Consider the following 14,096-nt stretch of genomic DNA (forward strand, 5'->3'; position numbering starts at 1 on the left):
CTATAGAGCATACTTCTCATATGAAATAGTATACATCTATTCTCCACCAGACTTTGAATCAGTTTTGCTCAAACTAGGACTCATTGTTGATGAAAGCTTTTTCTTTACTTGCAGGGGATTTTGAAAATAAAAAAAGAAATCCTCATTTGGTGAAATGACCATCGAAACTCTTTCTAAATTCTTATACTGTTCCATCGCTAACCAAAAATCGTAAAAAGATGGATTAGCTTCCCGCGCATTTAATAAAATGCGAATACTTTCGGCTTGTCCTTCACCGCGAGTAATTTCAGCATCACGCTTTGCGGCTGCCACAATTTCCTCATATTCACGATTTGCTTCTGCCACAATACGATCTCGTTCTTGTTGACCACGAGCCCGGATATTTTCCGCAACAGCCTCCCGTTCAGCAGCCATTTGTCGATAAACATCTTCTGAAACAGCATCCGTTAAATCGGTTTTTCGAATACGCACATCAACAATCGTAATACCCAGCGAACCTGCATCTATAGAAAATTGCCGTTGCACCTCAGCCATCATTGCGCCTCGTTCATCCGATAAGGCAGCTTTAAATTCTCGCTTACCATAAACAGCACGCAAAGCGTCAATAAACCGTGGTGCAAGATTTTCACGTGCCGCAATTTGCGGACGCCCTGAAGCAATACGCTGTAAAAACAATTTAGGATCCGTAATACGATAAATAAAGAACGCATCCACTTCGTAATAAGCACCCCCACGAACTTGTACCGATTGCGTAGGAACATCATAACGCAACAAGCGATTATCCACCACAATCATCTTATCCACAAAGGGCATTTTCGAATAAATTCCAGGATTAGACTCGACCTTAACGATTTGACCAAAACGCTTAATTGCCACTTGTTGACGAGGATAGACAATAAAAAGTGACATCCACAAAATGATCAAAAGAAACATTATGGTACTAAAAATAAACAAAAAACGAGACTGCTGCATTATTAGCGTCCTCCAGAAATATGAGCATCCAAGAGCGATGTCGAACGTGCTGATTTCGCTTTTGCTTTTTCTGATAAATTGTTACCCAGCAATTCGTTCAAAGGAAGATAAGGCACCGCTGGAGAATTAATTTGATCAAGAACCAATTTATTTGGTGAAGAGAAAATACGCCCCATCGTTTCCATATAAAGACGATAACGCGCAGCCTCTGGTGATATTGCCGCCTCACGGGCTATAGCCTGAAAACGTTCAGCACGCCCGCGTGCCTCTTCAACCATTTGTGCTTTTTCACCTTTTGCGATTTCCCGTGTACGTGAAGCTTCACCATTTGCTAAACCAATCTTCGTAAAACGCACACGATTTCCTTCTTCAATCATTCGTCCACGTTCCTGCTCTGCCTGCTGAACAGAATTAAACGCAGCAGCAACCTTTGTCGGAGGAGCAGCTTCACTAATCGATACACGGCTTATTTCGACACCGAGTTGATATTTATCGACAGTCAACTGGGTAATCTTTCGCACATCGTTAGCAACTTCCTCTTTTTTATCGCGTAAAACATCATCAACAGGTCTGGAACCAATAACCTCGCGCATTGCACTTTCAGCAACCTGACGAACTGTCCCTTCTTGATCATTCACATTGAATAAAAATTGTCCTGGATGTGAAATGCGATAGTAAACAGAAAAATTGACATTAACAATATTTTGATCACTAGACAGCATCAAACCTTCACTTTGTTGTCTCTGTCCAGTCTGTCCACCAATTGCAATTGTTTTTTCAGTTAAAGGCACTTTCATATAGGTCTCAATTGGCCAAAAGTGAAAATGCAATCCATCCCCGATAATTCCCGCCTTAGGCACACCAAAACGCAATTCCACTGCTTGCTCATTTTGTTGGACGATATAAAGTGATTGATAGAGCAAAAAACACACAGCAAGCAGAAGGAACAAAACAACAATTCCCCCTCTACTAAATTGTTTAAACTGATCCTTCCCTTTACGCAAAATATCATCAAAATTGGGACCATTTCCGCCCCCATTATTGCCACCAGAACCAAAAAGATTCTTAGTCGATGTTTTTTTGTCACCACTGTTCTTGTTTTTATCGCCACTCCACGGGCCACCACCATTTTGATTTGTCCAGGGCATTATCACCTCTTTAACTGACTACCATTCATTCAAATACCAACCATTCAATTGGATCTTATAGGGATTATCTTATCTCATTACAATACAACTGACAGGTTCTTTTCACTTATGATTATTTTCGTTCATAAACCACAAAACGTGTCGGATGACTATCTTTTTCTCCTTTTGGAATATCTTGTGTTTCTACAATAGTCCATTTTTCTTTATCAAAAACAGGAAAAAAACTATCACCTTCTATAGAAGCTAAAACTTCTGTAAGGAATATTTTATCAGCCATATGCAACCCTTGTTGAAAAATTTCACCACCCCCAATAATAAAAACTGCATCTGCACCATTTTGAGAAGCCACACTTTTTGCAATCGAACAGGCTTGCGACAAAGAATGAGCAATAACAGCGCCTTCAGCCGTGAATACACAATTACGGGTAATAACAATATTTGTACGCCCTAGTAAAGGACGCCCAAGAGAATCCCATGTTTTTCGCCCCATAATAATGGGGTTACCAAAAGTCAAAGCTTTAAAGCGTTGCAAATCCGTGGATAAATGCCAAGGCATCGCACCTTCACGACCTATAACACCATTTTCTGCAACAGCTGCAATTAAACAAACTGGAAAAGTCATACTGCTACCGGTGCCTTAATATGTGGCTGCGCTTCATAATTAAGCAATTCAAAATCCTCAAATTTAAAAGAAAAAAGATCTGTTACCGCTGAATTTATAAGCATCAACGGCAAAGCATTTGGTATACGAGACAACTGGTATCTTGCCTGTTCAAAATGGTTAGAATAAAGATGAGCGTCACCCAGAGTATGAATAAAGTCTCCTGCTTTAAGTCCACTTACTTGGGCAATCATCATCGTCAACAACGCATAGGAAGCAATATTAAACGGAACACCTAAGAAAATATCTGCTGAACGCTGATAAAGCTGACAGGATAGCTTCCCATCAGCAACATAAAATTGAAAAAAACAATGACAAGGAGGCAAAGCCATCTCCTCTATCAGTGCGGGGTTCCAAGCAGATACAATTAAGCGACGAGAATCAGGCGTTTCTTTAATCATCGTCAAAAGATGACTGATTTGATCAATATGCCGTCCATCGGGAGCAGGCCAAGAGCGCCACTGATAACCATAAATAGGACCAAGGTTCCCTTTCTCATCAGCCCACTCATCCCAAATTGACACACCATGTTCCTTCAACCATGCAATATTTGTATCACCTCTCAAAAACCACAAAAGCTCATAAATGATCGAGCGCAAATGCAATTTCTTCGTTGTTAACAGAGGAAAGCCAGCCTGCAAATCAAACCGCATTTGATACCCAAAAATTGATCGTGTCCCCACACCGGTTCGATCTGTACGATCAATGCCGTTATTTAAAACATGCGATAAAAGATCAAGATAGATTTTCATATAAATATTATGGTTGATTCTTAACGTTACAGAAAATATAAACTTCAAAATTTATAAAAATACAATTCAAAAAAATCCTCCTCCCAAACATCTTTTATAGGAAATCATTATTATACGATTGCATTTTGATGAATCAAATCGTAAATAAATTTTAAAAGAAACAAGTTAGGTATGATCATAAAAGGGATAAATTTATGGAGAATGAACCAACTTTAGCACCACATGATACAAGAAAACGTATCTGGGCTATCGTGTCCAGTGCATCAGGTAATCTAGTAGAATGGTATGACTTTTATGTTTATTCCTTTACATCCATTTACTTTGCATCACAATTTTTTCCCTCAGAAGGCAATGTCGTTACGCAACTTTTAATGGCTGCTGGTGTCTTTGCTATTGGTTTTCTTATGCGCCCAATCGGCGGATGGCTTTTTGGCTTCATTGCCGATCGTTACGGACGCAAACGCTCAATGCTTATCTCTGTTTTTATGATGTGTGGTGGTTCGTTCTTAATCGCCCTACTTCCTACCTATGAAACCATTGGAGTAGCAGCAGGAATTCTTTTACTTTTACTCAGAATGCTTCAGGGGCTTTCTGTCGGTGGTGAATATGGTACAACAGCAACTTATATGAGCGAAATCGCCCTCAAAAATCGCCGAGGATTTTTTAGCTCTTTCCAATACACCACACTGATTGGTGGTCAGCTTCTAGCCAGTCTTGTTATATTCATTTTAGCGCTTTATCTCACTGAAGATCAGCTAAAAGCATGGGGTTGGCGTATTCCATTTGCCATTGGTGGACTAGGAGCAATTGTTGCGATTTATCTACGCCGCACGCTCCATGAGACAACGACCAAAGAAAGTCGTTCTAGTGCACAAGCTGGTAGTATTAGAGGACTTCTAAGCAACCACCGAAAAGCTTTTTTTCTAGTTATCGGCTTTACCGCTGGAGGATCGCTCACATTCTACACCTATACGACTTACATGCAGAAATATCTGATTACAACCACCGGCTTTGATAAACATACAGCCACAACTGTGATGACTGCTGCACTCTTTGTTTTCATGTTACTTCAACCTGCATTTGGTTTTATGGCTGATAAAATTGGAACAAGAACTTCACTCCTTATTTGGAGTGTCTTATCCATTATCTTTACCATTCCTGGACTTAATGTGATTGGTAGTACTGATAATACATGGATTGCTTTATCAGTCATTATTGGAATGCTCTGCATTATGAGCTTTTACACGTCCATCTCTGGCATTGTAAAATCAGAAATGTTTCCCGCTTCAGTACGAGCAATAGGAGTTGGGCTCTCTTATGCTATTGCCAACGCACTGTTTGGCGGTTCTGCTGAATATGTCGCGCTTGGATTAAAAGATCTTGGATATGAATCTGTCTTCTATTTTTATATAACCGGCATGATGATTATTGCATTCATTTCTGTTCTCTTAATGCCCGATGCCCGGAAAGAGGGTTATCTTCAAGGTGATAGTATCCATTAAATTTTCTAAACTAAATCAAGAATCCCGATTTTTCGGGCTTCTTGATTATGATAATACTGTAAAATCAATATTTACAACTTATTATAGACACGCCTTTCATAGCATAAACATCTCTCGTATCATAAAGGAGCAATGTCCTCTTCTTTGATATGAACCATGATGAATAAATTATCCCATGTCATGACCGTATATTTTTCATGATCCCAATAAATCCAGTATACTTAGCTTTAAAAACATCAGATCTGTTTTAATTAAGATCCTCTTTTCTTTATCAAAAATAAGCAAAACATCGTTTCCTTATTTGTCTAATAATGGAAATTAAACCGCATCTATTATCACCAATCAATCCTCTCTCAACACCCCTTTCTGATCTGAATAATCAATGATACCGTTAAAGATACAATAAAAATCAAAACATACCTTCCTATAAATATGAGCACCGTTTTGTTCTATGACAAAAAAAACTGCAAACATCATAAAAATAAGCTGTTTCCCCCCCCTTTTTTTTAAGAAACATCGCAATATAATTGAATTTTTATGGCTTAAACTGTAAACAACCTTAAAGAGAAGAAAAGTTATCGATCTAAAAGGGGAATACTTCATGAATAATCAAACAACTTTAGATCCACATGATACAAGGAAACGTATCTTCGCTATCATATCCAGTGCATCAGGGAATCTAGTAGAATGGTACGACTTTTATGCTTACTCCTTTGCATCGGTTTATTTTGCATCACAATTTTTTCCTGAAGATGAAGATATCGTTACACAACTGTTAAAAACTGCAGGAATCTTTTTTATTGGCTTTCTTATGCGTCCAATTGGAGCATGGCTCTTTGGATTCATTGCGGATCGTTATGGACGTAAACGCTCAATGCTTATTTCTGTTTTTATGATGTGTGGGGGCTCTTTTCTCATTGCCATACTTCCCACTTATAAAACCTTGGGAATAACAGCAGCATTTCTCCTCCTTTTAGTCCGCATGTTTCAAGGACTTTCCGTTGGCGGTGAATATGGTACAGCAGCAACTTATATGAGCGAAGTTGCACCAAAAAATCGTCGTGGTCTCTTTGCTTCTTTTCAATATGCAACAACGATCACAGGTCAACTTCTCGCAAGTTTTATAATATTTATTTTATCCCTTTACCTTACTGAAGATCAGTTAAAAGCATGGGGCTGGCGTATTCCTTTTGTCATTGGTGGCTTTGGAGCAATTGTTGCAATTTATCTGCGTAGTTTGCTCCATGAAACAACAACCCACAAAAGCCGCTCTGAACAACATGCTGGTAGTCTTAGAGAACTTTTTCGCAATCATAAAAAAGCTTTCTTTTTGGTTGTTGGCTTTACAGCTGGTGGATCACTCACATTTTATACATACACCACTTATATGCAAAAATATCTGATCACAACCACGGGTTTTGATAAACAAACCGCAACAACGATAATGACTGCCGCCCTCTTTATTTTTGTGCTACTCCAACCCCTTTTTGGTTTCATAGCCGATAAAATTGGAGCAAGAGCTTCACTCATTAGTTGGAGTACCTTATCCATTATCTGCACCATTCCTGTACTTAAAATGATTGGGAATGCCCATAATGCATGGGCAGCACTCTTAATCATCATTGGAATACTCTGTGTTATGAGTTTTTATACGTCCATTGCTGGTATCATAAAAGCAGAATTGTTCCCAGCCTCAATCCGCGCAATTGGTGTTGGATTTGCTTTTGCCATTGGGAATGCACTATTTGGCGGTTCTGCTGAATATGTAGCGCTTGGATTAAAAAATATGGGATACGAATCTGTTTTCTTTTTTTACATAGTTGGTATGATGGTCATTGCACTCATCTCTATTCTCCTTATGCCCGATATAGATAAAGGAGGATATCTCGATAAAGACGATAAACTTCATTAAACTTATTTTTCGGAAAAAAAGCCCAAGAAAATGGGCTTTTTTTTATCATTATTTACACAAAAACTTAATTTTTATTTATGAAACCCATTTCATTATCTTACTCTCAATAATGGAAAGTCATCGAATATTTTCTATGACATACAGATATTACTTCCATAACATATTGATTTGTAATGGTTGTTTATCATTTTGTATCTCAATTGAGAAACCCAAATACCATAAGATTTTTTCATTTCTACCCTTTTATATCTCGTCCTCATAACGATACCTCTTGCAACTCAGAAACAGAGTTAATGCTATGAATAAAATTATTTAATAAAAGAATAAAACAGCATTTTACAAAATATTTAAATTACAAAAAATGTATAAATCTATTGATGTAATTTACATTTAACAAATTTTCATGAACTTAAAGGTATTTAAATATAATAAAAACTTACTTAATTCTTATAAAGAATAATATTATATTTAATTATAAATTTATTAAAACGATTTTTATTATTTATATTAATTAATAAAACTATTTATACTATAGAATAAATAATTTAAAATTGAAAAAGTATTTTATTTTAAATATTTTTCATAAAAATAATCATTTATACAATTGAATTTTTCTGGAAATCATAAACAATTATGGTTAGAAAATATCAACTATAAATTTAAAAGGGGAGCACTTCATGAAAAATGAAACAACTTTAGTACAACATGATACAAGAAAACGTATCTTCGCTATCATATCTAGCGCATCAGGAAATCTAGTAGAGTGGTATGATTTTTACGTTTACTCATTTGCTTCTATTTACTTTGCACCACAATTTTTCCCTTCAGATGGCGATGTTGTTACCCAATTTTTTAAAACTGCAGGAATCTTCTTTATTGGTTTTCTTATGCGCCCAATTGGAAGTTGGCTTTTTGGCTTTATTGCTGATCGTTATGGACGAAAAAACTCGATGCTCATATCTATTCTTATGATGTGTGGGGGCTCTTTTCTCATTGCCATACTTCCCACTTATGAAACTTTAGGGAGAACTGCAGCAATTCTTCTTCTCCTAATCCGTATGATGCAGGGACTTTCAGCAGGTGGTGAATATGGTACAGCTGCAACTTATATAAGCGAAATTTCCCTTAAAAAACACCGCGGTCTCTTCGCTTCTTTCCAATCTGGTACGCTTATTACTGGTCAACTTTTAGCCAGTTTTATTATATTTATTCTGGCACTTTATCTAACGGAAGACCAATTAAGAACATGGGGCTGGCGTATTCCATTTGCTATTGGTGGATTGGGAGCATTCGTCGTACTTTATCTACGTCGTTCACTTCATGAAACAACCACCAAAGAAAGCCGCTCTCAAAAACACACTGGGAGTCTTAAAGAACTTCTAAGCAAACACACAAAAGCATTTTTTGTGATTGTTCTCTTCGCCTCTGGAGGATCTCTCACATTTTACACTTGTACGACTTATATGCAGAAATATCTGATCACAACTACCGGTTTTGATAAACATACCGCTACAACTGTAATGACCGCGGCACTCTTTATTTTTATATTACTCCAACCCATATTTGGTATCCTAGCTGATAAAATTGGGACAAGAACTTTACTTATCCTTTGGAGTGCACTCTCTACTCTCTTTACAATTCCTGGACTTCTTATAATCGGTCACGCACATAATCCATGGATTGCGCTATCAGCCATTATTGGAATACTCTGTATTATGAGCATGTATACATCCATCTCTGGTGTCGTAAAATCAGCAATGTTTCCCTCTTCAGTACGAGCACTGGGAGTTGGTCTCTCTCATGCTATTGGCAATGCATTATTTGGTGGTTCTGCCGAATACGTAGCACTTGGATTAAAAAATATAGGACATGAATCACTGTTTTATTTTTACGTAATCGGCGTAATGATCATTGCATTCATTGCCACCCTCTTTATACCGGATATGAGCAAAGGAGGATATCTTCAAGAAAACGAAACCGATTAAACCTTCGATGCTAAACAAAAAAGCCCAAAGAATTTTGGGCTTTTTTTATTGAGCAAAATTGAATTTTAAAATTGTTTAAATTTTATCAAGTGCGTTTAATTGTTTGGCTACCAAATAATAGAAAGTCATACGACTTTTTCTGCGATCTCCAGACATCATTTCTGCAACTTTTGACACAGCCATTTTAGCCCTCTGCTCATCCGCGCCTAATACATCTTGAACCCATTTTTCAACGCGTTCTAACTCTTTTGGATCCGATGTAGCAACAAGCGCTGCATCCTGCTTTTTCATCACCAAAGCTAAACGACGGCTAAGCCGTTCTACTGCTGCTTCATCGGGGTTTGAATCATATAGTTTAATATCTGCTAGATTATTGGTCATTTTGCATCATCTCCTCTCCAAAAATGAGCGGCCTATACTTTACAGCCGCATCATATAGCTCCATAAATAATTAGAGGATTAAAAATATTAACAACCCCCCCTTTTCCTAAGACTGTTCTTCATCTATATTTAAGGAGCTGGTTTACCAGCTATGGTAATAAATGGACAATGAAATAAACTCATTGGACCCGGGGGCAGTACCCGGCGCCTCCACCAAAATATAAGAGACCAAAGTTATATTTTGGTGGGGGCGAAATAGGATCGACAAGGGCGTAAAGATTGCTCTTTTACTCGGCATAGTACCACCGTTATCGGACTAAATGAGTAGTTGCAAATGACAACTATGCGGAAGCACGTCTCGCTGCTTAATGCAGTGCGAATGTTTCAATTTAAGTCTTAAACCGTCGCAGGTTTAAGCGGGGTTCGGAGGCACCTGGCAACAGAAGCCTTCACTTTTTTAAATGTTATTGATTGATCTTTCAGACATTATCAGACATTATTCACCATAGAGTTTCGTTTTTATTCGATTTATTGAGGTGCATCGTAGACAAAATACTGCTAATTTTAAAATATATTCTATCACACAACATCAATACGCTCCATTCTGCTACGTGAAATAAAAGGAATAAACTTCGATGGTTAAAGATCAAATCCGTTACGATATTCTCGTTCAGGATGCGCTTCGTGGAGTTATCCGTAAAGTTTTATCGGAAGTTAGCAAAGCAGGTCTTCCGGGAAATCATCATTTTTTTATAACTTTTTTGACGAATGCCCCAGGCGTTAAAATTTCTCCTCGGCTAAAAAATCGCTATCCTGAGCAAATGACAATCGTCTTACAACATCAGTTTAGAGATCTCAGTGTTTCAGAAACAGCTTTCGAAGTAACCCTCTCCTTCAGGGAAATAACCGAAAAGCTCGTAATTCCTTTTACTTCCATTCAGGTCTTTTATGATCCTGTAGCAGCATTTGAAGCAGCATTTGATCTACCCTCAAATCTTACCTCTGGAGAAAGTGAAAATTCAGAAAATACCTCAACTACGCCCATTACCTTATCAAACACACAAAAAAAAGAAAATACGCTTACAAAAGAACAAAATTTCAGTACAAATAAAGAATCTTCAAATAACGATACAAAACAAAGTGCTGATGTTGTCTCTTTAGATTCTTTTCGGAAAAAATAATTTTTCTCATGACTGAATTGATTAATCTTCGCCAATTTCGAAAACAAAAAAAACGTACAGAAAAATCTCTTCGTGCTGAGCAAAATCGTTATCGTTTTGGACGAACAAAAACTGAAAAAATTTTTGAGCAACAAAAATCTTTAAAAACGCAAAAATTTCTTGATCAAAATCGTTTACGAAACGACGAATAAAGGTGGAAAAATGCACGAAAATAATTCTATCGATTGGTCAAAAGTCATTCCACGAAAAATATCTGTTCGCGTTGATGGGCACGCAACAAGCGTCTCTTTAGAACCGCCATTTTTAGATATTCTAAAAGATATAGCCCGCAAAAAAGGACAATCTTTAGCCTTTATTATCACTGATATTGATAGCAAAAGACCACAACAAGTCAATCTTTCGGCTTCTTTACGCGTTTATGCCCTTCAAAGCGTTCTCACCCAACGCCTTTAATGTTTATGCTTATTTTTTTACGTTCTCTTTTTGTTTATTCAACTGAATCTGTTGTGACTTTTTTTAGAGAAGTTTTTTTAATCTAGAACTTCAATGAAAAAAAGACTACAAAAGAGATATAATGAGTAATTTTTCTGATCACAACATACCTTTCTTTGAAGAAGATTCCCCTCCAGACCATGATAAAAAGAGCTCTGGTTTTTCCTCCCATACTCTAAAAGAACAAAAATCATATAACACAGACTATTTAAAACAACTCAATCCAGAACAGCAACAAGCTGTTATGAATACTGAGGGACCTCTTTTAGTTCTTGCAGGTGCTGGTACAGGAAAAACGCGCGTTTTAACAACCCGTATTTCTCATATTTTACGCTCTGGGCTTGCCTCTCCTCAGCAAATACTTGCTGTTACTTTCACCAACAAAGCAGCACGTGAAATGAAAATACGTATTGGTGAACTTATTGGAGGAGTTGTTGAAAGTATGCCTTGGCTTGGAACTTTTCACTCCACTGGTGCTAAAATTTTACGCCGTCACGCAGAGCTTGTTGGTTTAAAAAGAAACTTTACAATTCTCGATAGCGATGATGTTCTTCGACTTTTAAAACAGCTTATTCAAGCTGAGGGACTAGACGATAAGCGTTGGCCCGCACGAAACCTTGCCATGATGATTGATTCTTGGAAAAATCAAGGACTTTCACCAGAACATATCTCAAAAAGTGATGCTCATTCCTTTGGCAACGGCATGGGACGCAAACTTTATCACAGTTATCAAAATCGATTAAAAGATCTTAATGCTTGTGATTTTGGTGATCTTCTGCTTCATTCTATCTCTATCTTCCAACATAATCCAGATATTCTTCGCGAATACCATTCTCAATTTCGCTATATTCTTGTCGATGAATACCAAGATACAAATACAGCACAATATCTTTGGCTTCGCCTTTTGGCACAACATCCCCAAGGTCAACATGTTAATCTTTGTTGTGTTGGCGATGATGATCAATCCATTTATGGATGGCGTGGTGCAAAAGTCGAGAATATATTACGTTTTGAAAAAGATTTTCCTTCTGCCAAAATTATTCGTCTAGAACGTAATTATCGCTCAACATCCCATATTCTTAAAACCGCCTCCCATCTCATTGCTCATAATGAAGAAAGACTGGGCAAAGTCCTTTTTTCTGCACAAATAAAGAGTGAGGAAGAAAAAGTAAAAATTCATTCAGCATGGGATTCGCAAGAAGAGGCCCGTGCCATCGGAGAAGAAATTGAACAAGCACACCAAACAGGTCATGCATTAAATCATATGGCTATATTGGTGCGTGCATCATTCCAAATGCGTGAATTTGAAGATCGCTTTGTAACGCTTGGTCTTAACTACCGCGTCATTGGTGGTCCTCGTTTTTATGAACGAATGGAAATACGTGATGCTATGGCTTATTTACGCGTTGTTGTCCAACCTGCTGATGATTTAGCTTTTGAGCGTGTTATTAATACACCGAAACGCGGCATAGGCGATGCAACCCTGCGCATTCTTTATGAGAGTGCGCGAGCACGTGCTGTTCCTCTCTTTTCTGCAGCCGCTGACATCATTGAAACAGATGAGTTAAAGCCTAAGGCACGCAGTGCGTTACGAAGCCTTATTGAAAACTTCCGCCGCTGGCAAAATATGCTTCAAGATACTCCTCATAAAGAACTTGCCGAGATTATCCTTGATGATTCTGGTTATACAACCATGTGGTTAGAAGATCGCTCACCAGAGGCTCCTACACGACTAGAAAATCTTAAAGAAATGATCCGTTCCATGGAACAATTTGAAAATCTTCAAAGTTTTTTGGAACATGTTGCACTCGTTATGGATGCTGAAAACAATGAAAATACCGATGCAGTCAACATCATGACACTTCATTCAGCCAAAGGACTTGAATTTGAAACAGTTTTTCTTCCTGGCTGGGAAGAAGGACTTTTTCCCCATCAGCGCTCATTAGATGAAGGTGGACGTTCAGGATTAGAAGAAGAACGGCGTCTTGCTTATGTTGGACTCACAAGAGCAAAAAAACACCTGCATATATGGTTTGTATCTAATCGTAGAATTCATGGACTTTGGCAATCTACTCTTCCCTCCCGCTTTCTAGATGAATTACCAGCAGAACATATAGAAGCCATAGCAATGGAAACATCTTATGGTGGTTATGGAAAATCTTCCTTTCAAAATCACGATTCCTGTTATACTGGCTATGCAACAGCAAGACAAAAGCATGCACAAAAAAACAAGACGATTGAAGGGAAAATTATCGCTCAATCAATCTCTCATGCATCATCAGATTTTTCCATCAATGATCGGATTTTTCACATAAAATTTGGTTATGGTCATATTACAGCAATAGACGATCATAAATTGACAATAATGTTTGAAAAAGCCGGAGAAAAGCGTGTACTGGATAATTTTGTCAACAAAGCTTAACTAAAAGCAAACCACGATCAGTTTTTGCAAGAGACCATTTTGTTTATTCTGATTATCATTTCCATTTGCGAACAAAAACTTCAATGGGTAAATTTTGCATATCAGGCAATGCATCGTAAATTTTATCAAGCGACCAATCCCACCAAGCCATCTCCAAAAGGCATTCTATGACATGATTGGGAAAACGCATCCGCAACCGTTTAGCAGGAACACCAGCGACAACCGCATAAGGCATAACATCTTTCGTTATAACAGCGTTAGCACCAATAATTGCTCCATGTCCAACTGTCACCCTAGGCATAATAACCGCGCCATATCCAATCCACACATCATGCCCAATAATAACACGTTTTGCACAACGCCTTTCGCGAAAAGAACGATCAAGAGCCATATAACGAAAATATTCGTTTGGACGATAGGTTATTTTATGCGTTGAAACGCGCTCCATAGGATGCTCCAACGCATTCATCCGTACATGAGATGCAATAGAACAAAAACGCCCAATATCGCTATAAATAGCCTCACTATTACGTTCTAAATAAGAAAAATCTCCAACGGTTACATCCCGTAAAATCACCCGCTCATTAATTTCCACATAGCGCCCTAATTTACAACCATGCAGCCGTGCTGTCGTATGGATACGAGGCTCACTTTCATGAAATCGAAGATCGTTCTCAATATTCATGCA

Annotated in this window: 13 protein-coding genes and 1 other RNA gene; 8 read left to right on the plus strand and 6 right to left on the minus strand. The window is 37.8% G+C overall.

Annotated elements, in window-relative coordinates:
• Nucleotides 1-36: 36 nt before the first annotated feature.
• The 4 genes from hflC to ACFIKQ_RS06565 form a co-directional block, all read right to left on the minus strand.
• Nucleotides 37-972 (minus strand): protease modulator HflC, encoded by a 936-nt coding sequence (gene hflC / locus ACFIKQ_RS06550; RefSeq protein ID WP_375636182.1) that lies wholly within the window; start codon nt 970-972, stop codon nt 37-39.
• A gap of 2 nt (nt 973-974) precedes the next feature.
• Complete coding sequence (gene hflK / locus ACFIKQ_RS06555) at nt 975-2,120, minus strand: FtsH protease activity modulator HflK (protein WP_375636181.1); 1,146 nt, start codon at nt 2,118-2,120, stop codon at nt 975-977.
• Between the two features lie 112 nt (nt 2,121-2,232).
• Nucleotides 2,233-2,742, minus strand: coding sequence for a dihydrofolate reductase (locus tag ACFIKQ_RS06560; protein ID WP_375636180.1), 510 nt, complete (start codon nt 2,740-2,742; stop codon nt 2,233-2,235).
• Nucleotides 2,739-3,533 carry a thymidylate synthase gene (locus ACFIKQ_RS06565; RefSeq protein WP_015856618.1) on the minus strand — a complete coding sequence of 265 codons (795 nt, stop codon included), beginning with the start codon at nt 3,531-3,533 and terminating at the stop codon, nt 2,739-2,741. Before ACFIKQ_RS06565 ends, ACFIKQ_RS06560 begins: the two co-directional genes overlap by 4 nt.
• Nucleotides 3,534-3,727: 194 nt before the next feature.
• Between ACFIKQ_RS06565 and ACFIKQ_RS06570 the strand changes: the two genes are divergently transcribed.
• From ACFIKQ_RS06570 to ACFIKQ_RS06580, 3 genes are all read left to right on the plus strand, one after another.
• Entirely contained in the window at nt 3,728-5,035 is a 1,308-nt protein-coding gene (locus tag ACFIKQ_RS06570; RefSeq protein WP_375636179.1) for an MFS family transporter, read from the plus strand.
• Nucleotides 5,036-5,636: 601 nt separating this feature from the next.
• The gene (locus ACFIKQ_RS06575) at nt 5,637-6,947 is read left to right on the plus strand and encodes an MFS family transporter (protein WP_375656160.1); all 1,311 of its coding nucleotides are present in this window, start codon (nt 5,637-5,639) and stop codon (nt 6,945-6,947) included.
• A 677-nt stretch (nt 6,948-7,624) separates the two neighbouring features.
• The gene (locus tag ACFIKQ_RS06580) at nt 7,625-8,932 is read left to right on the plus strand and encodes an MFS family transporter (RefSeq protein WP_375656161.1); all 1,308 of its coding nucleotides are present in this window, start codon (nt 7,625-7,627) and stop codon (nt 8,930-8,932) included.
• Nucleotides 8,933-9,007: 75 nt separating this feature from the next.
• Here the strand turns inward: ACFIKQ_RS06580 and ACFIKQ_RS06585 are convergent, their stop codons facing one another.
• Nucleotides 9,008-9,313 carry a DUF2853 family protein gene (locus ACFIKQ_RS06585; protein WP_015856622.1) on the minus strand — a complete coding sequence of 102 codons (306 nt, stop codon included), beginning with the start codon at nt 9,311-9,313 and terminating at the stop codon, nt 9,008-9,010.
• 97 nt (nt 9,314-9,410) lie between these two features.
• Between ACFIKQ_RS06585 and ssrA the strand changes: the two genes are divergently transcribed.
• The 5 genes from ssrA to ACFIKQ_RS06610 all read left to right on the plus strand — a co-directional run bounded on the left by ssrA (nt 9,411) and on the right by ACFIKQ_RS06610 (nt 13,408).
• Nucleotides 9,411-9,767, plus strand: a transfer-messenger RNA (tmRNA) gene (gene ssrA / locus ACFIKQ_RS06590).
• Nucleotides 9,768-9,948: 181 nt separating this feature from the next.
• The gene (locus ACFIKQ_RS06595) at nt 9,949-10,494 is read left to right on the plus strand and encodes an SspB family protein (RefSeq protein WP_375656162.1); all 546 of its coding nucleotides are present in this window, start codon (nt 9,949-9,951) and stop codon (nt 10,492-10,494) included.
• Between the two features lie 8 nt (nt 10,495-10,502).
• Entirely contained in the window at nt 10,503-10,685 is a 183-nt protein-coding gene (locus ACFIKQ_RS06600; protein WP_375647248.1) for a DUF4169 family protein, read from the plus strand.
• Nucleotides 10,686-10,695: 10 nt separating this feature from the next.
• Nucleotides 10,696-10,947 (plus strand): ribbon-helix-helix domain-containing protein, encoded by a 252-nt coding sequence (locus ACFIKQ_RS06605; RefSeq protein WP_273788067.1) that lies wholly within the window; start codon nt 10,696-10,698, stop codon nt 10,945-10,947.
• Between the two features lie 121 nt (nt 10,948-11,068).
• The gene (locus ACFIKQ_RS06610) at nt 11,069-13,408 is read left to right on the plus strand and encodes an ATP-dependent helicase (protein WP_375656163.1); all 2,340 of its coding nucleotides are present in this window, start codon (nt 11,069-11,071) and stop codon (nt 13,406-13,408) included.
• A 55-nt stretch (nt 13,409-13,463) separates the two neighbouring features.
• On the opposite strand, the gene ACFIKQ_RS06615 is transcribed toward ACFIKQ_RS06610, so the two are convergent.
• Complete coding sequence (locus ACFIKQ_RS06615) at nt 13,464-14,093, minus strand: chloramphenicol acetyltransferase (RefSeq protein WP_375656164.1); 630 nt, start codon at nt 14,091-14,093, stop codon at nt 13,464-13,466.
• Nucleotides 14,094-14,096: the final 3 nt, after the last annotated feature.

It is taken from the genome of Bartonella sp. MR63HLJHH (genome assembly GCF_042194155.1).
Lineage (GTDB): Bacteria > Pseudomonadota > Alphaproteobacteria > Rhizobiales > Rhizobiaceae > Bartonella > Bartonella grahamii.